Source organism: Pseudaeromonas sp. HNCC25DJ182, from assembly GCF_055413365.1.
In genome coordinates this window covers 1-20,796 of record NZ_JBVAYG010000022.1, presented here as the reverse complement: position 1 = coordinate 20,796, position 20,796 = coordinate 1, and the positions used below count along the sequence as shown (strand labels likewise).

The 20,796-nt window shown below is 60.0% G+C and carries 22 protein-coding genes; 12 read left to right on the top strand and 10 right to left on the bottom strand.

What is annotated here, in order from left to right; all coding sequences use genetic code 11:
• Window positions 1-9 precede the first annotated feature (9 nt).
• From ACZYUB_RS15410 to waaA, 4 genes are all read left to right on the top strand, one after another.
• Complete coding sequence (locus tag ACZYUB_RS15410; RefSeq protein ID WP_463949135.1) at window positions 10-1,116, top strand: glycosyltransferase family 9 protein; 1,107 nt, start codon at window positions 10-12, stop codon at window positions 1,114-1,116.
• 10 nt (window positions 1,117-1,126) lie between these two features.
• Window positions 1,127-2,197 (top strand): lipopolysaccharide heptosyltransferase II, encoded by a 1,071-nt coding sequence (waaF, locus tag ACZYUB_RS15405; protein ID WP_463949134.1) that lies wholly within the window; start codon window positions 1,127-1,129, stop codon window positions 2,195-2,197.
• A gap of 9 nt (window positions 2,198-2,206) precedes the next feature.
• Window positions 2,207-3,574, top strand: coding sequence for a 3-deoxy-D-manno-octulosonic acid transferase (locus ACZYUB_RS15400; protein WP_463949133.1), 1,368 nt, complete (start codon window positions 2,207-2,209; stop codon window positions 3,572-3,574).
• Between the two features lie 182 nt (window positions 3,575-3,756).
• Entirely contained in the window at window positions 3,757-5,037 is a 1,281-nt protein-coding gene (gene waaA, locus ACZYUB_RS15395) for a lipid IV(A) 3-deoxy-D-manno-octulosonic acid transferase (protein ID WP_463949132.1), read from the top strand.
• Here waaA and ACZYUB_RS15390 read toward each other — a convergent pair.
• Window positions 5,034-5,762: a 3-deoxy-D-manno-octulosonic acid kinase gene (locus ACZYUB_RS15390; protein WP_463949131.1), complete on the bottom strand. Its 729-nt coding sequence runs from the start codon at window positions 5,760-5,762 to the stop codon at window positions 5,034-5,036. The genes waaA and ACZYUB_RS15390 overlap by 4 nt on opposite strands.
• Before the next feature lie 100 nt (window positions 5,763-5,862).
• On the opposite strand from ACZYUB_RS15390, the gene ACZYUB_RS15385 reads away from it, so the two are divergent.
• Both ACZYUB_RS15385 and ACZYUB_RS15380 read left to right on the top strand, forming a co-directional pair.
• Complete coding sequence (locus tag ACZYUB_RS15385; RefSeq protein WP_463949130.1) at window positions 5,863-6,930, top strand: glycosyltransferase family 9 protein; 1,068 nt, start codon at window positions 5,863-5,865, stop codon at window positions 6,928-6,930.
• Entirely contained in the window at window positions 6,927-7,706 is a 780-nt protein-coding gene (locus tag ACZYUB_RS15380; protein ID WP_463949129.1) for a glycosyltransferase family 2 protein, read from the top strand. Before ACZYUB_RS15385 ends, ACZYUB_RS15380 begins: the two co-directional genes overlap by 4 nt.
• A 263-nt stretch (window positions 7,707-7,969) precedes the next feature.
• On the opposite strand, the gene ACZYUB_RS15375 is transcribed toward ACZYUB_RS15380, so the two are convergent.
• Window positions 7,970-9,010 (bottom strand): glycosyltransferase family 9 protein, encoded by a 1,041-nt coding sequence (locus ACZYUB_RS15375; protein ID WP_463949128.1) that lies wholly within the window; start codon window positions 9,008-9,010, stop codon window positions 7,970-7,972.
• Window positions 9,011-9,128: 118 nt separating this feature from the next.
• Here ACZYUB_RS15375 and coaD point away from each other — a divergent pair, with 118 nt between their 5' ends.
• Entirely contained in the window at window positions 9,129-9,629 is a 501-nt protein-coding gene (gene coaD / locus ACZYUB_RS15370; protein ID WP_463949127.1) for a pantetheine-phosphate adenylyltransferase, read from the top strand.
• Here coaD and mutM read toward each other — a convergent pair.
• From mutM to radC, 4 genes are all read right to left on the bottom strand, one after another.
• A complete protein-coding gene (gene mutM, locus ACZYUB_RS15365; RefSeq protein ID WP_463949126.1) occupies window positions 9,626-10,438 on the bottom strand; it encodes a bifunctional DNA-formamidopyrimidine glycosylase/DNA-(apurinic or apyrimidinic site) lyase in 813 nt (270 codons plus the stop codon). The genes coaD and mutM overlap by 4 nt on opposite strands.
• Window positions 10,439-10,582: 144 nt before the next feature.
• Window positions 10,583-10,750, bottom strand: coding sequence for a 50S ribosomal protein L33 (rpmG, locus tag ACZYUB_RS15360; protein WP_377151161.1), 168 nt, complete (start codon window positions 10,748-10,750; stop codon window positions 10,583-10,585).
• 11 nt (window positions 10,751-10,761) lie between these two features.
• Complete coding sequence (rpmB, locus tag ACZYUB_RS15355) at window positions 10,762-10,995, bottom strand: 50S ribosomal protein L28 (protein ID WP_460884358.1); 234 nt, start codon at window positions 10,993-10,995, stop codon at window positions 10,762-10,764.
• Window positions 10,996-11,130: 135 nt separating this feature from the next.
• Window positions 11,131-11,805, bottom strand: coding sequence for a RadC family protein (gene radC / locus ACZYUB_RS15350; protein WP_460884359.1), 675 nt, complete (start codon window positions 11,803-11,805; stop codon window positions 11,131-11,133).
• Window positions 11,806-12,067: 262 nt separating this feature from the next.
• Between radC and coaBC the strand changes: the two genes are divergently transcribed.
• The 4 genes from coaBC (at window position 12,068) to ACZYUB_RS15330 (ending at window position 15,289) form a co-directional block, all read left to right on the top strand.
• A complete protein-coding gene (gene coaBC, locus ACZYUB_RS15345; RefSeq protein WP_463949125.1) occupies window positions 12,068-13,267 on the top strand; it encodes a bifunctional phosphopantothenoylcysteine decarboxylase/phosphopantothenate--cysteine ligase CoaBC in 1,200 nt (399 codons plus the stop codon).
• Window positions 13,254-13,709, top strand: coding sequence for a dUTP diphosphatase (gene dut / locus ACZYUB_RS15340; protein WP_460884361.1), 456 nt, complete (start codon window positions 13,254-13,256; stop codon window positions 13,707-13,709). The genes coaBC and dut overlap by 14 nt, the downstream gene beginning before the upstream one ends.
• Before the next feature lie 88 nt (window positions 13,710-13,797).
• A complete protein-coding gene (gene slmA, locus ACZYUB_RS15335) occupies window positions 13,798-14,412 on the top strand; it encodes a nucleoid occlusion factor SlmA (RefSeq protein ID WP_463949124.1) in 615 nt (204 codons plus the stop codon).
• 46 nt (window positions 14,413-14,458) lie between these two features.
• Window positions 14,459-15,289 carry a mechanosensitive ion channel domain-containing protein gene (locus tag ACZYUB_RS15330; RefSeq protein ID WP_463949123.1) on the top strand — a complete coding sequence of 277 codons (831 nt, stop codon included), beginning with the start codon at window positions 14,459-14,461 and terminating at the stop codon, window positions 15,287-15,289.
• A 117-nt stretch (window positions 15,290-15,406) separates the two neighbouring features.
• Here the strand turns inward: ACZYUB_RS15330 and ACZYUB_RS15325 are convergent, their stop codons facing one another.
• The 4 genes from ACZYUB_RS15325 to rph all read right to left on the bottom strand — a co-directional run bounded on the left by ACZYUB_RS15325 (window position 15,407) and on the right by rph (window position 19,748).
• Window positions 15,407-17,311: a hypothetical protein gene (locus tag ACZYUB_RS15325; RefSeq protein ID WP_463949122.1), complete on the bottom strand. Its 1,905-nt coding sequence runs from the start codon at window positions 17,309-17,311 to the stop codon at window positions 15,407-15,409.
• A 202-nt stretch (window positions 17,312-17,513) separates the two neighbouring features.
• The gene (locus ACZYUB_RS15320) at window positions 17,514-18,263 is read right to left on the bottom strand and encodes a sugar nucleotide-binding protein (RefSeq protein WP_463949121.1); all 750 of its coding nucleotides are present in this window, start codon (window positions 18,261-18,263) and stop codon (window positions 17,514-17,516) included.
• Between the two features lie 46 nt (window positions 18,264-18,309).
• Window positions 18,310-18,957 (bottom strand): orotate phosphoribosyltransferase, encoded by a 648-nt coding sequence (pyrE, locus tag ACZYUB_RS15315; RefSeq protein WP_463949120.1) that lies wholly within the window; start codon window positions 18,955-18,957, stop codon window positions 18,310-18,312.
• A 77-nt stretch (window positions 18,958-19,034) separates the two neighbouring features.
• Window positions 19,035-19,748 (bottom strand): ribonuclease PH, encoded by a 714-nt coding sequence (gene rph, locus ACZYUB_RS15310; protein WP_463949119.1) that lies wholly within the window; start codon window positions 19,746-19,748, stop codon window positions 19,035-19,037.
• 131 nt (window positions 19,749-19,879) lie between these two features.
• Between rph and ACZYUB_RS15305 the strand changes: the two genes are divergently transcribed.
• A complete protein-coding gene (locus ACZYUB_RS15305) occupies window positions 19,880-20,740 on the top strand; it encodes a YicC/YloC family endoribonuclease (protein WP_463949118.1) in 861 nt (286 codons plus the stop codon).
• Window positions 20,741-20,796: the final 56 nt, after the last annotated feature.

Sequence of the window (20,796 nt, the reverse complement as noted above, 5' to 3'; positions counted from 1 at the left end):
GGGGCGAGCATGTTCAAGCCATTGAAAAGTGCCGTACAGAGAGGGCGGGATGCATTACGGCGCGCCCTTGGCCGCATGCTCTTCGACCGCCCGGTACGATCTGGCCGAGGTACCGCTGGCCGGATTGTACTGGTACGTTGGGATGCCAAACTGGGGGATGCCATTGTATCCTCCTGGTTTTTCGAAGCCCTTCGGCAGGCACGGCCCGGAATTCGGGTGGAAGTCATTACCACCCCCGCCATGGCATGGCTATTTAGGGAGCATCTCGGCGCCGATCATGTCTATGAGTGTTCCAAGCGTGCAGGTTACTGGCAACTCGCCCGTTTGGCCCGTGACCTCGGCCCCATCGAGTGCCTGGTCCATTTCAGTAAAGCCCTCAAGATGAAAGATCTGTTTTTCCTGAGCCGGGTTCGGAGCCAGCATATTGCAGGCCTGGACGATGATCTGGAATGCATCGATATCAAGTTGGGCGCTCGGTGTCAGGGCATGCACTTTGTCGAGAAATTTGGTCAACTGGCCCATGCGTTGGGAGCAACCCGCTTCAACACGCACTACCGGATCCCGTATCTGGCCCGGCATGAAGAGGCTGTGGCCGCGTTTTGGCCGAGTAGCCGCCCAGTGATCGCTATCAATGGTTATGGGAGTGGCGGATCCCGTCGGTTAACGCCAGCCAGCATGCATCGACTGATCAGCCTGGTCCACCAACAGATCCCGGAGGCTGATTGTTGCCTGCTCTTTGCACCGGATAGTCGGGATGAGGTGATGGCTCTGTGCCAGGAGCTCAACAGCGGTCGTCTGTTCTGCTATCCGGCCAGTACCCATATTGCCGATGCTATTGCCCAAATCCGCCGTGCGGCGGCCTTGATCTCGGTCGATACCGCCACCGTGCATATCGCGGTCGGTTTGGATAAGCCAGTATTCGGACTCTACAATCCGGATGCTGAAAATCTTCAAGACTGGGGCCCTCGCCATCCCTTAGCCGAGACACTGTTGTCCAAGGCAACCCATCCTCAAGACATCAATACCTTGCCCTGGGATGAATTGGAGCAACGTCTTCCGGCCTGGTGGCATCAATGCCACACCGCAGATCGCAGTTCTGCCGTTCCGCATGAATGAGAAACTAACGATGAAAATTCTAGTGATTGGCCCGGCCTGGGTTGGCGACATGGTGATGTCCCAGAGCCTGTATCGTTTGCTCAAACAACAGCACCCGGATGCGCTGCTGCATGTGATGGCCCCCGGTTGGTGCTTGCCCTTGCTGGAGCGGATGCCGGAAGTCGATCGCGCCATCAAAATGCCGCTAGGTCACGGCGACTTGCAGCTCGGTGCCCGTTGGCGTTTGGGGCGAACCCTGAAAGCCGAAGGTTATGACTGGGCACTGATACTGCCGAACTCGCTGAAATCAGCGCTGATCCCGCTGTTTGCCGGCATACCACGCCGCACCGGCTGGAAGGGTGAAAGCCGCTATGGCCTGCTCAACGACTTGCGCAGCAACAAACGTGATTTTCCGCTGATGGTGCAACGCTACATGGCACTGGCCTTTGCCAAAGCGCAGATGACCTCGGCGACCGCGCTCCCCGCCATTCCCCATCCGGCCCTGCGCGTCGATCGCGCACAGCAGGACCAAGCACGCGTCCGACTGGGGCTTTCCAGCCAGGCTCCCGTGCTTGGACTCTGTCCCGGCGCCGAATTTGGCCCCGCCAAACGCTGGCCGGAAACCTATTATGCCAACATCGCCGAACGCTGGTGTGCCAAGGGAGGCCAGGTCTGGATTTTTGGCTCGGCCAAAGATGGGGATGTCGCCCATAGCATCCTCAATCAGCTCTCGCCGACCGCGCAAGGGCAGTGCCAGATCCTGGCCGGGCAAACCAGTCTGACCGAGGCCATCGACCTGCTCGCCGCCTGCGATGCCACTGTCTGTAACGATTCGGGACTGATGCATATCACGGCTGCGGTCGGCACACCGCTGGTCGCCGTCTATGGCTCAACCTCCACGGCCTATACCCCGCCGTTGAGCACCAAGGTCGAAACCGTGCAGACCGATATCAGCTGCCGCCCCTGCTTCAAACGCGAATGTCCGCTCGGGCATCTGAAGTGTCTGACGGAGCTGGCACCGGAACAGGTCTGGCAAGCCCTGACTCGCCTGCATCCGGTGCTGGCGCAGGATGTCTCCCCCATTACACTCGCTGATGACTGAGGATTTCCCTTGTCGACCCATGATATGAAACCACAGGGCCTGGATGCCTATGTCAATCCCCTGTTCTGGGGTGGAGTGCTGCTCGGTCTACTGCTCTCGCTGCTCTATGCTGAGCATCAGGTTCTAACCGGCGATCAGACCCAGATGCTCTACAAGGGCTACCTCGGCGCCCTGCAAGGCACCTGGCTCAGCTATGGCAATGCCGCCAGTGCCGTGGGCAATGTACCCGGCTCACTGTCGGCCTATCTGGTCGGGCTGCCGCTCACGATCTGGTATTCCCCCTACGCCCCCATGCTGGCGCTACTGGTCATGCGACTGGTGAGCTATCTGCTGTTTGACAGCGTGATCCGGCAACTATTTGCCCCCCGTATCCGCCTGCTGTTCATGCTGCTGTACTGGCTCAATCCCTGGTTCATGTACGAAAACCTGCTCTATAACCCGTCGTACCTGTTCCTGTTCGCCGCCCTGCACTTCTGGTCGGCGTTTCATTTGCGCCACAAGCCCTCATTTTTTCACACCCTGATCCATGTGCTGGCCATCGGCATGGCGATGCAGTTGCACTACTCCTGGCCCATTCTGGCGGTGATCTCGGCCTATCTGTTCTATCGTCGGCTGATCCAGATCCATTGGCTGGGTCTTGCCAGCGCCATCCTGCTGATCGCCGCATCACTCATCCCCTATCTGCAGGAGCTGATGAGTAACCAGACCATTGCCCAGAATACGGATCCAGAGGCGCAAAAGCGCTACATCGGCTGGGGTGGCGTCCATGTCTACCCGGTACTGAAAGCCTTCATCTACTGGTTCCGCTACGGCTCCTGGCTGTTCGCCGAGCGACTGATCAACGACACCCATTTCGCCTGGCTGAGCGGCTCCCATTATGTGCAGCTGGCACTGACCTGGACCTGGCGGGTACTGGTCTACGCCATTGGCGCACTGTCGGTGGTGCTGTCGTTGAAGGCCAACTGGTTTGTCTGGCAGCAGGTCAAGAGCCAGTGGTGGCGTCGTCCTGCTGTCGCAGAGGCCAATGGCGAGCAGTGGTTCACCCTGTATGGCGTGGCCGCTCTGGTGGCTATCTTTATCAGCGCCGTGCTCTCGCCCATCATCTTCAGCTACTGGCATCTGATGATCGCCTTCCCGTTCGCCCAGATCCCGCTGCTGCTGTTTATCCGTCATTGGGCACAACAACAAAGCGATCGGCGTCTGACCCAGGCACTGTTGCTCGCCGCTTGCTACTGTCTGTGTGTCAATCTGGTCGCTGCCAATGACAGCCGCAAGTTCTCCTATCAGGTCAGCTTCAAGACCCAGACCGAAGCCTATGTGGCGGAGCAACAACACCAGGGACTGTTACTACCGAAAGCGGAACCATCGGCACCTTAATCGAAGAGTCTTGCGCTACCCACTCCTCCCCGGCGGTTCCACTGCCGGGGAGAAAGTAGGCTCGGACCCGCTGCCGAGCGCCATGACGCACAAATGACGCCCCCGATAACTCCGCTGGCTTGAGTCTACCCCCCGCATCACCGATACTGGCCGCCACCCGGCCTTCGACCCATCGGTGCCTTATGTTCTATCGTCTGCTCTACTGCCTCATCATCTATCTGGCGCTGCCGGTAGTGCTCTATATCACCTACCGCGACCGCCCCGGCAAACCCGGCTATGGCCAGCGCTGGGCCGAGCTGTTGGGCTGGGGACCGCGGTTCGAGAGCCCGACGCCACCGCTGTGGATCCACACCGTCAGTGTCGGCGAATCCCTGGCCGCCATTCCCCTGATCCGGGCCTTGAAGGCCGCGCATCCCGAGTTGCCACTGCTGGTGACCACCACCACCCGCACCGGGGCCGACCAGATCGCCAAGCTGGGCGAGTTAGTCACCCATCGTTATGCGCCGCTGGATTATCCGGATGCGGTATGGCGCTTTTTACAACGCACCCGACCTCGCGCCCTGGTGATCATGGAAACCGAACTCTGGCCGAACTGGCTCGCCGCCTGTGCCCGACGCCAGATGCCGGTGGTGGTGATGAACGCCCGCCTCTCCGAGCGCTCCTGCCAGCGCTACCAGAAGGTGCAAGGGGTCTTCCGCGCCATGAGCCGCCATCTGAGCCTGGTACTCTGCCAGCATCGTGATGATGAGGCACGGTTTCGCCGCTTGGGACTTCCCGTCGAGCGGCTGCAGGTCACCGGCTCGCTCAAGTTTGATATCCAGCTCGATCAAGCCCAGATCGAAGCCGGACAACAGCTACGCACCCGCATTGGTGCCCGCCCGGTCTGGATCGCCGCCAGTACCCATGCCGGTGAAGATGAGCAGGTGCTGGCCGCCCTGCAGCAGGTGCGACAACAGTTGCCACAGAGCCTGCTGATCCTGGTGCCCCGTCATCCGCAACGCTTCGATGCCGTCGCCGCTCTGTGTCAGGCCGAGGGTCTGGTTCTGGCGCGCCGCAGCCGCGAGGAACCGATCACAGCTGAAACCCAGGTTTATCTGGCCGACACCATGGGCGAGATGCCTCTGCTGTTCCAGGCCTGCGATCTGGCCTTTATGGGCGGCAGTCTGGTGCCTGTCGGCGGCCACAATCTGCTGGAGCCCGCCAGTCTGGGCAAACCGACACTCATCGGCCCCCATTACTTCAACTTTACCGATGTGACGCGCCAGCTGTGCGACAGCAAGGCCTGCATCATAGTCGCGGATGCGCAGGCGCTGGGCGCGACTGTGCTGGAGTTATTGCAGGATGGGGAGAAGCGGCAGCCGATGGGCATGCGCGCCTTCGATGTGGTCGCGGCCAATCAGGGGGCACTGGCTAAAACACTGGCGGCCATTGTCCGCTGTTGCGATCTGGAGTGCAGCGACTAACGAACCGGTTGCACCGCCTTGTATCCATCCAGCAAGGACAACCAATCATCCTCCTGCCAATGAAACCCGGGATGCAACCCAGCTTCCTTGCGCAGGGAACGCAGCAGGCGGGCCAGCATCTCGGCCTGCCAGGGGCCAGGCTCGCGCAGGCCACATTTGTCAAAGTCGATGACCCAGATCTGGTCGTCCCCATCCAGCAACAGATTGTGGGCGTTCAGATCCGAGTGATAAGCCCCGGCCTGATGCAGACGGGCAATGAGAGCCCCCACCGCTTGCCACTGAGCCGCAGTGAGTGATTGTTGGCGCAGCAGATGCACCAGATCCCGTGCACCCGGGATCTGCTCGATCAACAGATCCGCCCGATACCAGAGTCCCTGGCGCTGCAGGCGCGCCGCCACCGGCCGCGGGACCGGTAATCCCAGATCCCGCAACTGGCCCAGAAGCCGGAACTCGGCCATGGCGCGTGAAGACTCGACGCCATGAAACCAGAACCGGTCCGGATTAATTTTGCCCATCAGGCCGCCACGCCAGTAGTGACGCAACACCAGCGACAGGCCGTGGTGACGGACGAACCAGGTCACGCCGCGTCCCCGGGATTGGCCGGTCACGGCATCTTGTGCCTGCCAATAAGCCGGGTCGAAGGCCTCGATGGAGAAATCAGGGAACAGCTGCTCATCAAACCAGCAGGTGTGTGAGCCGTGGCTCAGGGTTTGCCAGCCGTGCATCGCGCTTCTCGTCCGTTGGCTCGAATGGAGTGGATGGACATTTTACAAGCCTTGTCCGAGTTTGCATAATGCCCGCACTCCTTTGTCTGGAAGCCACCTCATGCCGCTGTTTTCCCACGCTCCAGAATCCCTTTGCATCCTGCGTCTGTCGGCAATCGGCGACTGTGTGCATACCGTCGCCGTGGTACAGGCCATTCAGCGCCAATGGCCACACACCCGCATCACCTGGATCATGGGCAAGGTCGAAGCCATGCTGCTGGGCGACTTGCCCGGTGTCGAGGTGATCCCTTTCGACAAGAAGCAGGGCTGGCGCGGTTACCGCCAGGTGTGGCGGCAGCTCAAGGGGCGCCGCTTCGATGCTCTGCTGCACATGCAGTCGGCGCTGCGCGCCAGTCTGCTTAGTCTGGGTATCCGTGCTACCCACAAGCTGGGCTTTGATGCACAGCGGGCCGGTGATGGCCAACGCTGGTTTACCAATCATGCGGTTCCATCGCCCGCCTCCCCCCATGTGCTGGATGGTCTGATGGCCTTTGCCGCCGAGCTGGGCATTACCGATCGCGAAGCGCACTGGCAGATCCCCACCTCGGCGGCCGACGATGCCTGGGCGAGCGCCCATCTGGATAACGCCCGTCCGACCTTGGTGATCGCTCCGGCCGCCAGCAAGGCCTACAAGAACTGGACCGTGGCAGGCTATGCCGCCCTCGTCGATCACGCCGCCGCTTGTGGCTTCCAGGTGCTGTTGTGCGGCGGGCCGACCCCGCTGGAGCGGCAGATGGCCAGCGAGATCATGGCTCTGTGTCAGCATCAACCCGGGAACCTGATCGGCCAGACCAGCCTGAAACAGCTGATGGCGCTGATCAAGCAAGCCCAGCTGGTGCTGGCGCCGGATACCGGCCCCACCCATATGGCCACCGCCGCGGGCGTGCCGGTGATCGGTCTGTATGCTCACCACAACCCGGAACGCACCGGCCCCTATCGGTGCCGCGACTGGGTGGTCAGCGTCTATCAACAACTGATGGAGGCTCACACCGGGCGCCCTCTGGCCGAGTTGCCCTGGCGCAGCCGGCTCAAGGATCCAGATGCCATGCAACAGATCACCCCGCAACAGGTGATCGACCAATTTAACGCCATCACCCAGGCCCATGGCCTGCTCAAGGATCCCGCATGAGCCAACCCCGTATCGCCGCCGTCCTCATCGTCAAGAACGAGGGCGAGAACCTGCGCGCCTGCCTGCAAAGTGTGGCCGGATGGGTCGACGAGATCGTGATCCTCGACTCCGGCAGCAGTGACAATACCGCCGAGATTGCGGCCGAATTCAAGGCCAACTATCAGATCGAACCCGATTGGCCGGGATACGGACGGCAGCGGCAACTGGCCCAGGATCGGGTCACGGCCCAGTGGTGTTTCTGGCTGGATGCCGACGAGCGGGTGACGCCCGAGCTGCAAGTTGAGATTCTGCGCGTCTGCGCCGCTCCGGCCGGACGCACCGTCTACTCAGTCCCACGCCTGAACTGGGTGTTCGGCCGCTATATCCGTCATTGTGGCTGGTACCCGGATCGGGTGCTGCGACTCTATCCCACCGCGTTGACCCGCTACAACGATGCCCTGGTGCATGAGAAGGTCGAGCTGGATGAGAGCATGCAGGTACAGGCACTGCACGGTGACCTGCTACACACTCCCTATCGGGATCTGGAACACTATCTGGTGAAATCAGCCCGCTATGGTAAGGCCTGGGCCGACGGCCGGGCCGCACGGGGCAAACGCGGCTCGCTGTTGCAGGGGTTCGGTCACGCCATCGGCTGCTTCTTGCGGATGTATGTGCTGCGGCTGGGCTTTCTCGATGGCAAGGCAGGTCTGTTGCTGAGCATCCTTTCGAGCCACTCTACCTTTATCAAATACGCCGACTTGTGGCTGCGCGGCCGGACACAGGGAAAACCGGAATAATCGGGCTCCTTTCGCCCGGCAATATCAGGCAGAAGAAACAAGAGGCCCCCTGAGCGCCAATACCTGTCCGTTAGCGAAGGCGAGATAGCCTGTTGAGCCAACCGTTGGCGGCAGGGATGCCGCCGTCGAGCCCCCAGGGAAGGGTTTACGGCGAGTTGGCGAGAGAGGATATCTCGCCCGAGCCTCATGACGGATAAGCACCCACGCCGATGAGCTTCCTGCGTCATGGGATCGCCACCCTACCGGGTGGATAGCAAACGGCGCTACTCTGCTGCGGGCTGCAGGGCCGCAAACCAGGCGTGGACCCGGGGTAAGGTCTCGGTCATCGAGATGAGGTGCATATTCTGGCCATCGCCCACCGTCGGTGCGGCAATCGCCAGGTGACGTCCTTCACTATTCAAGGGTTGCCAACGCAAGGGAGTCGCCGAGCGCCGGGCCGGGAAGAAGCCGACCGTCGGGACATCCAGCGCCGCGGCAATATGCAGGGGGCCGGTACTGCCCGCGATAAACAAGGCGGCATTGGCAATCACCTGACAGAAACGGGGCAAGCCTTCACGGGAGTGATAGATGGAGGCATGACCGCCACCTTGCTGCACCAGGGTCGCCAGCGCCGCGGCCATCTCGCCCTCACCAGGACCGGCCGTCAGCACGCAGGGATAATCTGGATAGTGCTGCTGCAACCCCAGGATCAGCGTTGCGTACTGCTGCAGACTCAGGTTATTGGCCGAGCCGCCGGTGCCACAGTGCACCATCAACCAGGGTTTGGCCGGGTTGATCCCCAACTGGCCGGCCGTATCACCGCGAACGGCGACCAACAGTGCATCGTCGAACACCAGGTATGGCGGGTTAGGCTCGACCGGTGCCTGGTTCTGCTGCTGCAGATAATGGCGGATCAGATCCAGATTGTACTGAGATTCCGGCTTTTCCGAACGCGAGCGGCGCTGCACCAGGCGGTGGTTATAGAGAAACTGCGCCAGTTTGGTGGCCGGCGCCAGTCGATAGGGGATTCCGGCACGCCACAACAACCAGGCGGTGCGCCAGCGGGAAAACAACGCAATCGCCGCATCGAACTGGCCTTGCCGCAGTCGACGCAGCAGAGCAACTTGTTCGGTACGGCTCGCCTTAGCACCCGGGTCCAGAATCACCTGATCGATCCAGGGACAGAGCTCGGCCAATGCTGCGGTATAGGGTGGCACCAGAGCCGTGACATGGCAGTCGCACGACGCCTTGAGCATGGCGAAGCTGGGCCAGGCCAGCATGAAATCGCCAATCTTGTCGTTACGCACCACCAGAATACGTTGCATCGTCGCTCTCCTTCACCGCAATGGCGGCTATTCTTGCCAAAGGTCGTACCTTTCACAAGCAGGCAACCGTATAATTCGCCAAGAATTTTCCGCGAGGCACCACGCAAGGAACCATGCGATGCACACCAAGGCTATTTTCCCTGGAACCTTCGACCCGTTAACCCTCGGGCATCAGGATCTGATCGCCCGTGCGGCAGGAATTTTTGATGAAGTGATCGTGGCCATCGCCATGAGTCCGGGCAAGCGCCCGCTCTTCAGTCTGGAGGAGCGCATCACCCTGGCTCGCCAAAGCTGCGCACCCTATGCGCAGGTCCGGGTGGAGGGGTTTAGCGGTCTGCTCATCGATTTTGCCCGTCAGCAAGGCGCCAATGTGCTGGTACGCGGTATTCGTTCCATGACCGACTTCGACTACGAAAATCAGCTGGCTGGCATGTACCGGCAATTAATGCCCGAGTTGGAAGTACTTTTCCTACCGTCACGCAGCGAGCTCAGTTGCGTCACCTCCAGCCTGGTGCGAGAAGTGGCTCTGCACGGCGGTGATGTCAGCCCCTTCGTCAGTGCCGAAGTCGCCATTGCGGTGCAGGCCAAACAGCAGCAAGCGCCCCACAATCCGGACTAACGCTGACACAGACGGCAATAGACAGTCGTTCTCTGCCCTTGCCGCAACTCTTCCAACGGATGGCCGCAGCGGACACATGCCTGACCGGCCCGGCCATAGACTTGCAACTCCTGGACGAAATACCCCGGCCTGCCATCGGCGCGGGTAAAATCCTTGAGCGTGGTGCCGCCCTGCCGGATCGCGCGCTCCAGCACCGCCTTGACCTCGACCACCAGCCGCTCGCACTCCTCCAGGCTCAGGGTAGAGGCGCCGCGTCGCGGATCAATCCCGGCCGCAAACAGCGACTCATTGGCGTAGATGTTACCGACCCCCACCACCAGGTGGTTATCCATCAGCCAAGGTTTGATGGCACTGTGCTTGCGACGACACCGCTGATACAGGTACTCACCATGAAATGCGACCGTCAGCGGTTCAGGCCCTAGCGCAGCCAAGAGCGGATGGGTTTCCGGTGCGTCACGAGTCCAGAGCAGAGCCCCGAAGCGACGGGGATCATTGAGTCGCAGCATTTTGCCGTTATCCAGTTCGATATCCACATGATCATGTTTTTCCACCGCGGCACCGATGGGCAGAATGCGCAGTCGCCCGGACATCCCCAAGTGCAGGATCGCCGTTCCCAGGGTGGAGAAGAGCAGCAGATACTTGGCTCGGCGCTCGACGCGCTCAATAGGACAGCCCACCAGCTGCTGGATCTCGGCCGGGATCGGCCAACGCAGAGACGGAGTCCGGACCACCACACGAGTTACGGTATGCCCGAGTAACCAGGGGCTGATCCCCTGCTTGCTGACTTCGACTTCGGGTAACTCCGGCATGAGGCATTCCTTTCATCACAAACTGTTAACACTGGCGGCTATTGTGACCCAAGGCTGGCGTCGATGCACCTACTCCCCTCGCTGAATCGCAGGCATAAAAAAACCCGACCGGAGTCGGGTTCTTTTCAAGCAGGACAGGATCAATTACTTGATCTTGCCTTCCTTGTAGATCACATGCTGACGAACAACGGGATCAAATTTCTTGATTTCCATCTTCTCAGGCATGGTGCGCTTGTTCTTGGTAGTGGTGTAGAAGTGACCAGTACCGGCGCTGGAGTTCAAGCGGATTTTTTCGCGTACACCTTTAGCCATGATCTATCTCCTTACACTTCACCACGGGCGCGCAGATCAACAAGAACTGCTTCGATTCCCAGTTTGTCAATGATACGCATGCCCTTGGTGGATACACGCAGCTTGACGAAACGCTTCTCGCCTTCAACCCAGAAACGGTGAGTTTGCAGGTTAGGCAGGAAACGACGACGGGTCGCGTTCTTAGCGTGGGAACGGTTGTTACCCACTGCCGGACGCTTACCGGTTACTTGGCATACTCTAGACATGTCAGTCTCTCCAAATCTTACTTCTTTTGCTCGAGCATTTCTCAGCCCCGCTGGCCTGTTGCGGGGCCACATAGAAGGCGGCATTTTATACAGCATCGCTCGGCGAAGATCAAGCAAAAGCCAAGCGGTGATCGGCTATAGCCAACCACGCTCGGCAAAGGAAACCGTTTCACCGTCACCAATGACCAGATGATCAAGCACCCGCACATCGATGAGACCCAGGGCCGCGCAGATGCGGTCGGTCAGGCTTCGGTCTGCCCGGCTAGGCTCAGCCACACCGGACGGGTGATTATGGCAGAGGATCACCGCCGCCGCATTATATTTGAGCACCGTCTGTACCACTTCCCGTGGATAGACACTGGCCGCGTCGATCGTTCCCCAAAATAGTTCGGTGAAATGCACCACCCGATGCTGATTATCCAGCAATAACAAGGCAAACACCTCCTGCCGCCGATCCCGTAACCGCGCCTGCAAAAAGCGCCGCGTCGCCGTCGGGCTGGTGAGCGCATCTCCGCGCTTCATCTCCTCATCCAGATAGCGGCAGCTCATCTCCAGTACTGCCTGCAACTGCACGAACTTGGCTTCTCCCAGGCCATGGGCCTGACAAAACTGCCGCTGATCGGCGGCAAACAGTCCGCGCAGGGAACCAAATTCCATCAGCAGGCGGCGCGCCAGCTCCACTGCATCCATGCCGGAGACGCCGGTGCGCAGGAAAATAGCCAGTAATTCGGCATCACTGAGCGCCGCAGCCCCCTTGCTCAGCAACTTCTCTCTGGGCCTCTCGGCCGCCGGCCAATCCCGGATCCCCATTCCCTCTCCTTGCTGCCGATCCCCGGCCTGTTGATTGCGAGCACGATTCTTGCTGCACTTGCAGTAGCATCTAGGTGCTGAGCAGCCTTGAAGATAGCAACTCGAGTGGAGCCAGCCCCCTGTCAGCTCTCGGCCCTGGCCGCCAGGAGTGACAGATTGACATATCTCCGTGATACAACCGGGGTGTGATGGCGGCTTCTGCTCGTCCGCTATCCCTTGTGATATTCTCTTGCCTTCGACCTGGCAGCAGGAAATAGAAAGTATGGAACTGCGCGATAAACGCATATTACTGGGCGTCAGCGGTGGCATTGCCGCCTATAAGAGCGCCGAACTGGTGCGCCGTCTGCGCGATCGGGGCGCGGAAGTGCGGGTGGTAATGACCGATTCCGCCCGCGCCTTCATTACCCCCTTGACGCTTCAGGCTGTCTCGGGGCACGCCATTCCGGATGGCATGCTGGATCCGGCCAGCGAAATGGGCATGAACCATATCGAACTGGCCAAATGGGCCGATTTGGTATTGCTGGCTCCCGCTACCGCCAACCTGATCGCCCGGCTGGCATCCGGCATGGCCGATGAATTACTGACCACCCTGTGTCTGGCCACCCCCGCCCCCGTGGCCGTGGCACCGGCCATGAACCAGCAGATGTATCTGCATCCGGCCACCCAGGCCAATCTGCAGCTATTAGCCCAGCGCGGAGTCCAGTTGTGGGGACCGGACTCCGGCTCCCAGGCCTGCGGCGATGTCGGCCCAGGCCGCATGTTGGACCCGAACGAGCTGGTCACCGAGTGCGTGCGCTTCTTCACTCGTCCGTCCCTCGACCTGAAGGTGCTGATCACCGCAGGGCCCACCCGCGAGGCGCTGGATCCGGTGCGTTACATCAGCAATCACAGCTCCGGCAAGATGGGCTTTGCCCTGGCTGCGGCCGCGGCGGAGCTGGGTGCCGATGTGACGCTGATATCGGGCCCGGTTGCCTTGCCAACGCCACCCGGTGTGCGCCGCATTGATGTGGAAAGTGCGCTGGAGATGCAGGCCGCGGTGGCAAGCGAAGTTGGCCAGCAGCAGGTGTTTATCGGCTGCGCCGCCGTCGCCGATTATCGCGCTGTGGATATTGCCCCTCAAAAAATCAAAAAATCGGCCGATGAACTGACGCTGACTCTGGTGAGAAATCCCGACATCATCGCTGAGGTCGCAGCTCGGACCGATAAGCCCTTCGTGGTCGGCTTCGCTGCCGAGACCCGGGATGTCGAACACTACGCCCTCGACAAGATGGCGCGCAAAGGGCTGGATATGATTGCCGCCAATGATGTAGCGCGAGAAGGACAGGGCTTTAACAGCGATAACAATGCGCTGACTGTATTCTGGCCCGGCGGTCGGCAGGAACTGCCGCTGGCCGCAAAAACCGAGGTGGCTCGCCACCTTATGACTCTTATCTTCAAGAAGTACCGACATGAAACAGATTGAACTGAAAATTCTCGACCCGCGTATCGGCCATGAATTCCCGCTGCCGGAATACGCCACTCCGGGCTCGGCAGGCCTGGATTTACGCGCCTGTCTGGATGCGGCCGTCGAACTGGCGCCCGGCGCCACCACCCTGCTGCCCACCGGTCTGGCCATTCATATCGCCGATCCGGGGCTGTGTGCCACCATACTGCCGCGCTCCGGTCTGGGTCATAAGCACGGCATAGTACTGGGTAATCTGGTCGGACTGATTGACTCCGACTATCAGGGGCAACTGATGGTCTCGGTGTGGAATCGCGGCCAGCAGAGCTTCACCATCCAGCCCGGTGAGCGTATCGCGCAACTGGTCTTCCTGCCGGTGGTGCAAGCCAGTTTCACCATTGTTGATGAATTTGATAGCAGTGAGCGGGGCGAAGGGGGCTTTGGATCCTCCGGCCGTCATTGATGGCCTGACCTGACTGCAGTATCGCCGTGACGCCCATGCCACGGCGAATGGTTCCTCCATTGTCTTCTCGTTTAGGGATTATTCGGACATGACAACTCAAACTGCCACGCCAGCTGCGTCACAGACACCTCACCGCCGTGAGCAAATACTCCAGGCGCTGGCCCATATGCTCGAACATCAGGCCGGGCAACGGATCACCACCAAGAGTCTGGCGGCCGAAGTCGGTGTCTCGGAGGCGGCGCTATACCGGCACTTCCCCAGCAAGGCGCGCATGTTTGAAGGCTTGATCGACTTTATCGAGGAGACCCTGCTGTCCCGGGTCAATCTGATCCTGAGTGAAGAGAAGGATACGCTGGCCCGCTGTGAGCGGATCTTACTGTTATTGCTCAAATTTTCTGAGCTAAATCCCGGCATTACCCGCATTCTGACCGGTGATGCCCTGCAAGGGGAACACGAACGGCTACGCGATCGGGTGACCCATATGTTTGACAAACTCGAAAGCCAGCTCAAGCAAGTGCTACGCGAACGCAAACTGCGGGAGGGCAAAGGATTTTCGGTGGAGGAGTCTCAGTTGGCCAATCTTCTGCTAGCTTATGTGGAAGGTCGACTCAGCCAATTTGTGCGTAGCCAATTCCGGCTGCAACCGACCGCCAATTTCGATACCCAATGGCAATTTATTCATAACCAGTTGCTACAAAGCTGATGGCGGGAGCTCAGTTTCCCGCTGCCTGATCTCACAAGGAGCACTCATGGAAACTGAAATCATCGATAACGCCACCCACTGGCTGACCAACAACCAGACTCTGCTGATTGAGTACGGCGTCAATATTGCCGCCGCACTGTTGACCCTGCTACTCGGCTGGTTTGCCGCCAACCTGCTGACCGGTGGCATGATGCGACTGATGAAGGCACGCAATCTGGACTCCACCATCACCGACTTCATCGGCAATCTGGTGAAATATGCCATTCTGGCTTTCGTCTGCATCGCGGCGCTCAGCCGCATCGGGGTGCAGACCGCCTCGTTTGTCGCCGTGATCGGTGCCGCCGGTCTGGCGGTTGGTCTGGCGCTACAAGGTTCCCTCTCCAACTTCGCATCCGGCGTCTTGCTGATCCTGTTCCGTCCCATCAAGGTCGGTGAATTTGTCGAAGTCGCCGGAACCGCCGGTGTGGTGCAAACCGTGCAGATCTTCACGACCGTGCTGACCACGGGTGACAACAAGATGGTAGTGGTTCCCAATGGCACCATCTTGAACGGCACCATCACCAACTATTCCCGCATGGAGACCCGTCGCATCGATATGAGCTTCAATCTGGCCTACGACGTCGACCTGCGCCAGGCCAAGGAGCTATTGACCCGTCTGGTCAATGAAGATCCCCGGGTTCTCAAGGATCCGGCTCCGGTGATCGCCGTGGCGGCACTGACCGACACTGCGGTGCAGATTGTGGTGCGGCCCTGGGTCAAGAATGGGGATTACTGGGATGTATTCTTCGCACTGCAGGAACGTGTCAGCCTAGCCTTCGAGGCGGAAGGATTCAAACGTCCGCTGCCCCAGGTCGCCATGCATGTTCCCAAGTCCTGACGCCGGCTTTACGCCAAGCAAAATGTCACTCAAGAAAGCCCCAAAAATGAAGGGCCGGACTATGTCCGGCCCTTTGGCATGATGGCGGCTGGGTGACAGCAGATCACCCGCGCAGGATCAATGCTTCGGCATTTCCATGTCGGCCCGAACTTCCAGACCGGTCGCGGTAAAGTCGAAGCCTGAGCTCAGACGCATGCCACGCAACTTGGCGATCATCGCCTGAGCGGCTTGCATCTCTTCGAGTTCCCGATCGGCTTGTGCCTTGAGCTCCGCCGCAGTCGGTTCTGCGTATCCCGCTTCATCCGTCACTTCGGTGCTTTGTGCCGCAGATGCGGCACCTGCAGCTTCCGCTTCGGTAGCGGCGGCCGCAGCCAGAGCCTGCTGGTTGGCCAGCTTGTCCTTGAGCAACAGGTCAAAGGCATCGGCGACCAGACCGTAGTCCAGACCCATATGGAAGAAACCATTCGACTTGAGCTCCTGCTTGCCTAAGGAAGCGGTCAGCGCTTCAGCCTTGTCGCCACTGAACAGGGCAATATGTTTGCCAAACACCCCCAGCTTGATCTTGCCTGGCAACTCCACCGGCAGCGGCAACGGCAGCTCGACACTCTGACCATCCGCCGGTAACGGCATAGCGGCCAGCTCCGGTTGCATCATGGCCAACATGCTCCACAGCTGTTGAGGTTGCTTGCTGGAAAGGGTGGCCATGAAGGAGAGTGCGGCGATGCCCGGCATCTCCTGACCTTCGGCAGCCGGTTTCAAGCTCAGCTCCTGCAGATCAATCCCCATCCCCTGCACGCCCTGCACCATGCCGGTCATAGCGCCCAGCAGGCTCGGATTGACCTCCTTGAGTTGCGCCTGGGCGGCGATCAGCGGTTCACAGCTGAACTTGGCCTGGGTCGCGCGGCTCCACAAGCTGGTCAGGACCGGGGTCAGCTCATCCATATTCAGACCCAGCTGATAGGAGAACTTGCTCTGCCCGGCCGAGAGATCCGGCAGGAAGCCACGCAGTTTTTGCAACTGCTCCATGGCCGCCGCGTCGGTAGAGACCACCTTGAGCAGGCTGTTGACCCGGATCGGTGAGCTGCTGCTGTCGAGCTCGGTATAACCGAAGACGGTCCGTGGCCACAGCGCGGCCATGCCTTCGATTTCGCTTTGGCACGCGGCAGAGCGGAAGGGCGCCAGATCCTGGGTGACTTGCCCTTCGCTGACTTTATCCAGCAACTTGGCCAATGGGCTATCGGCACGGGTGACGGCCCGGATCAACGCTTCGTGGTTCAGGAATCCCAGGGAGAAGGGTTTGAGACCTTGCTCCTTGACCATGGCTTGCAGGGTGCCACTGCTGGCCAGGTCCTGGGCGGGTTTGGTCAGACCAAACGCCACGGACAATCCTTCGTTGGCCGGGATCAGGGTCCCCAGATCCAGAGTCAGAACGGCGTAGCCGTCGCGCTTGCCAATCGCCAGATAGATGGGTTGCTTGGCATCATCATTCAGGGCATAGCGCTTGTAATTGAATTGATTCAGCGTGCCCGCTTCGGCCTGCAGTTTGAAACGGCCTTCGGCTTTGCTCAGGAAGGCATCGAAGGTCGCCTCATTGCCCAGCTTGATGCGAATCACCGGCAGAGCGCCCACGGTATAAAAGGCCGAATCCAGCTTGTCAGTCAGGCCGAGTACTTCCGGTTTGAAATCCGGAGCCGTGACGGCGGTCAGATAGTCCGCATACAGACTCAGTAACAGACGGAAGCCCGCCGGAGCCTGATTCGGCGTTTCGCCTTCGGCTTTCAGCAGATCCTGCACCATCTTCTGCATATCTTCCGGCTTGGAGCCCATGGAAAAACTGTCGCGGAAGGCGGCCAGATCGCTCCAGGACATGGGCTCCAGGCCACCGACAAAGACCAGGGTATCGGCTGGCACATAATCCAGACTGGAACCTGAGCTGCCGCCGAGTTTTCCCTGCAGCGCATAATAGCTGCCACCACCTACCAGTGCGGCGGCCACCAGGCCTGCCACTAATCCCTTGTTCATGTGCAAAACTCCGTCATTTATTAAAATGTAAACCAGCTGTAACAGGCGCCAATCATGACGATTCTCGACAGAGGGAACAAGTTCGTTTGGCGCTTTTTTCTACCCCGTGCACAAAGCCCCAGCAGAGCACCATTCTCCGTCCACGATAAAAAAACCCGCACAGGGTGCGGGGCTCATCAGCAGGCCGATATTGAATAAACAATCACCCTCGGGGCAGGCGTTGACTCAATGCAGGCATGCGTTCCGGATGCCCCAGCAAACGCTGGTCGTGCCGATAGTCATCATTCGTCTCAATCCGCCAGTCGCGATCAAACTGACCCGCCAGAGCCTGCACCAGTTCGGCGAACGTCCAGGCCTCGGTGGCGTTGCTATCCAGATGGTACAAACCGCTCGCCCGCTCCTGCAGCAGTTGCCACAAGGCGCGAGCCGTGTCGTCCATAAACGAACAAGCGGGGATCCAGAGCTGACTGGCCGCCACTTTACCCTGTTCCCGCTGCCAGTTATCCAGCGCCGCCAGCATGTTATTGCCCCGGGCCTCCCCATCGATCTGCCAGCCAATCCGCGCCACACACGCCCGGGCGTTGGCCTGCCAGATCGCCTGCTCGCAGCGCATCTTGTAGCGACCGTAGTCATCCTCGGCATTGGGCGCATCCGACACCCCATGGGGGCCATCCGGCTGATGGTGAAACACCATGGCCGAGCTGGTGAACAGGAAGGGGATATGAGCCAGAGCGGCGTAGGCTGCCAGTTGTGCGGCCCAGCTCTCGCCGCCCATCGCCAGATGGGCAATCGCATCGGGCCTCATCCGCTGCAAAAACAGCGCCGATTCCGTGCTGTCCTCAGGATCCACCTGCTGCCGTGACCAGGGGATCAGCTGCCACCCCGCCGCTTTGGCCTGCGCCGCCAGATGGGGGGCGAGCGTGCCATTCAAACCGGTAATCAAGAGACGCATAGCCACTCCTGTGCTCGTTGAAGGATGAACGACGGGGAAGCCGGGATCAGGCCTCGATGCCGTATTGCGCCCGATAGGCACGCACCTGCTCCAGCAAGGCACCCATCTCCGGCTTCTCTTCCAGATAGCGGATCAGATCCCCCAGCGTGATGATAGCAATCACCTGTGCCTGGTAATCCCGCTCCACTTCCTGAATGGCCGAGAGTTCGCCCTTGCCCTTCTCCTGACGGTCCAGCGCAATCAAGACCCCGGCCAGCTCGGCGCCGTTAGCCTGGATCAGATCCATGGACTCACGGATGGCGGTCCCGGCAGTGATCACATCGTCCACCAGCATGATGCGCCCCTTGAGCGGGCTGCCGACCAGGTTGCCGCCCTCACCGTGATCCTTGGCTTCCTTGCGGTTGAAACACCAGGGCACATCCTGATCATGCACTTCGGCCAGCTGGACCGCGGTGGCCGAGGCAATAGGAATGCCCTTGTAGGCCGGTCCGAACAGCACGTCATAGTCGATACCGGCATCCACCAGCGCGGCGGCATAGAAACGACCCAGCTTGGCCAGATCCCGACCGGAGTTGAAGAGCCCGGCATTGAAGAAATAAGGGCTCTTGCGGCCTGACTTCAGGGTGAACTCGCCGAACTTCAATACCTGCTTGCTCAGGGCAAACTCGATAAACTCGCGCTGGTAGGCTTTCATGCTTGGTCCTCTTGGTTCTTCATCTTTAACGGGTTTTCATCACAAAAAACGCGGCCTCGGCCGCGTCACATCAACACTTATAACAGAGCCTGCTTCTGCAGGGTCACCAACTCGGCGATACCGCCCTTGGCCAACTCCAGCAACTGGTTCAGCTCGTCCTGGCTGAAAGGCTCGCCCTCGGCGGTGCCCTGCACCTCGATGATGCGACCGCACTCGGTCATCACCACATTCATATCGGTCTCGGCGGCAGAATCCTCGACATATTCCAGATCGCAAATCGCCTGGCCCTCATGAATGCCCACCGAAACCGCCGCGACCATGTACTTGAGCGGATCGGTTTTCAGCTTGCCCTGCTCCTGCAACCAGCGCAGCGCATCCACCAGCGCCACACAGGCGCCGGTGATCGCGGCGGTGCGGGTACCGCCATCGGCCTGGATCACATCGCAATCCAGGGTGATGGTGTATTCACCCAGCTTGCTCAGGTCCACCGCGGCGCGCAGGGCGCGACCGATCAAGCGCTGGATCTCCAGGGTGCGACCGCCCTGCTTGCCGGAGGCCGCTTCACGATTCATGCGCGAGTGGGTCGAACGCGGCAGCATGCCATATTCGGCGGTGATCCAGCCCTGCCCCTTGCCCTTGAGGAAGCGAGGCACGCCGTCCACCACGCTGGCATTACACAGCACTTTGGTCTGGCCGAATTCGACCAGAACGGAGCCCTCGGCGTGGGCGGTGAAGTGACGGGTGATGGTAACCGGGCGCATTTGCGCGGGCGTTCTGCCGTTCGGACGCATGGGATCTTCTCTGCTTAAAATCGGAAATGGCCGTCAGTATACGGGATCGGCCGCGGCTTTTCACATGACGGGCTTTTTGCCGACGGCAGGGCTATAATCGCGACAATTTTTTACCGACCGACGAGATCCGTATGATTCACAGCATGACAGGCTATGCCCGCAAAGAATTCAAAGGCGATTGGGGCACCGCGGTATGGGAAATCCGCTCCGTCAATCAACGCTATCTGGAAACGTATCTGCGTCTGCCCGAGCAGTTGCGTGGTCTGGAGCCAATCCTGCGTGAGCGCTTCCGCAAGCACCTGGAGCGCGGCAAGGTCGAATGCAATCTGCGCTTCGAAAGCCAGACCGATGGCGGCCAGTTGCATGTCAACGAAGCCCTGGCCGAGCAGTTGATCGACAACGCCCTGTGGGTCATCGACCGCGCCGGTCAGGGTCAACTCAATCCGCTGGATGTGCTGCGCTGGCCCGGCGTTATCGCCGCCCCCGAGCAGGATATGGATGAGCTCAACACCCGTCTGCTGGCCGGTTTTGACGAGGTGCTGGGGCTATTCATCGAGAGCCGTCAGAGTGAAGGCGACAAGCTCAAGGCGCTGATCGAACAGCGTCTGGAGGGCATCCAGGTGGAAGTGACCAAGGTCCGCGCCCTGATGCCGCAGATCCTCGACTGGCAACGTCAACGCTTGGTCGACCGTCTGGCCGAAGCCAAGCTGGAGCTGGAATCCACTCGCGTCGAGCAAGAGATCATCCTGCTGGCCCAACGCATTGATGTCGCCGAAGAGCTGGATCGTCTGGGCATGCACATCACCGAGACTCACAAGATCCTGAAAAAAGGCGGCGCCTGTGGCCGTCGTCTGGACTTTATGATGCAGGAGTTCAACCGCGAGTCGAACACGCTGGGCTCCAAGTCCATCAACGCCGAGACCACCCAGTCCGCCGTCGAGCTCAAGGTCCTGATCGAGCAAATGCGCGAACAGATCCAGAACATCGAATAGGCCCTTATCTCGAGAACGCAGGTGTTCGCTTAAAAAACCAAAGCCCCTCTTACAGG

Coding starts and splice junctions, on each gene's coding strand:
- radC (WP_460884359.1), bottom strand. CDS start 11,805: ATGGGGATCCGGGATTGGCCGGCGGCCGAGAGGCCCAGAGAGAAGTTG.
- waaA (WP_463949132.1), top strand. CDS start 3,757: ATGTTCTATCGTCTGCTCTACTGCCTCATCATCTATCTGGCGCTGCCG.
- ACZYUB_RS15380 (WP_463949129.1), top strand. CDS start 6,927: ATGAGCCAACCCCGTATCGCCGCCGTCCTCATCGTCAAGAACGAGGGC.
- ACZYUB_RS15375 (WP_463949128.1), bottom strand. CDS start 9,010: ATGCAACGTATTCTGGTGGTGCGTAACGACAAGATTGGCGATTTCATG.
- coaD (WP_463949127.1), top strand. CDS start 9,129: ATGCACACCAAGGCTATTTTCCCTGGAACCTTCGACCCGTTAACCCTC.
- mutM (WP_463949126.1), bottom strand. CDS start 10,438: ATGCCGGAGTTACCCGAAGTCGAAGTCAGCAAGCAGGGGATCAGCCCC.
- rph (WP_463949119.1), bottom strand. CDS start 19,748: ATGCGTCCGAACGGCAGAACGCCCGCGCAAATGCGCCCGGTTACCATC.
- waaF (WP_463949134.1), top strand. CDS start 1,127: ATGAAAATTCTAGTGATTGGCCCGGCCTGGGTTGGCGACATGGTGATG.
- rpmG (WP_377151161.1), bottom strand. CDS start 10,750: ATGGCTAAAGGTGTACGCGAAAAAATCCGCTTGAACTCCAGCGCCGGT.
- pyrE (WP_463949120.1), bottom strand. CDS start 18,957: ATGAAAGCCTACCAGCGCGAGTTTATCGAGTTTGCCCTGAGCAAGCAG.
- ACZYUB_RS15305 (WP_463949118.1), top strand. CDS start 19,880: ATGATTCACAGCATGACAGGCTATGCCCGCAAAGAATTCAAAGGCGAT.
- slmA (WP_463949124.1), top strand. CDS start 13,798: ATGACAACTCAAACTGCCACGCCAGCTGCGTCACAGACACCTCACCGC.
- dut (WP_460884361.1), top strand. CDS start 13,254: ATGAAACAGATTGAACTGAAAATTCTCGACCCGCGTATCGGCCATGAA.
- ACZYUB_RS15320 (WP_463949121.1), bottom strand. CDS start 18,263: ATGCGTCTCTTGATTACCGGTTTGAATGGCACGCTCGCCCCCCATCTG.
- coaBC (WP_463949125.1), top strand. CDS start 12,068: ATGGAACTGCGCGATAAACGCATATTACTGGGCGTCAGCGGTGGCATT.
- ACZYUB_RS15330 (WP_463949123.1), top strand. CDS start 14,459: ATGGAAACTGAAATCATCGATAACGCCACCCACTGGCTGACCAACAAC.
- ACZYUB_RS15390 (WP_463949131.1), bottom strand. CDS start 5,762: ATGCACGGCTGGCAAACCCTGAGCCACGGCTCACACACCTGCTGGTTT.
- ACZYUB_RS15410 (WP_463949135.1), top strand. CDS start 10: ATGTTCAAGCCATTGAAAAGTGCCGTACAGAGAGGGCGGGATGCATTA.
- ACZYUB_RS15325 (WP_463949122.1), bottom strand. CDS start 17,311: ATGAACAAGGGATTAGTGGCAGGCCTGGTGGCCGCCGCACTGGTAGGT.
- rpmB (WP_460884358.1), bottom strand. CDS start 10,995: ATGTCTAGAGTATGCCAAGTAACCGGTAAGCGTCCGGCAGTGGGTAAC.
- ACZYUB_RS15385 (WP_463949130.1), top strand. CDS start 5,863: ATGCCGCTGTTTTCCCACGCTCCAGAATCCCTTTGCATCCTGCGTCTG.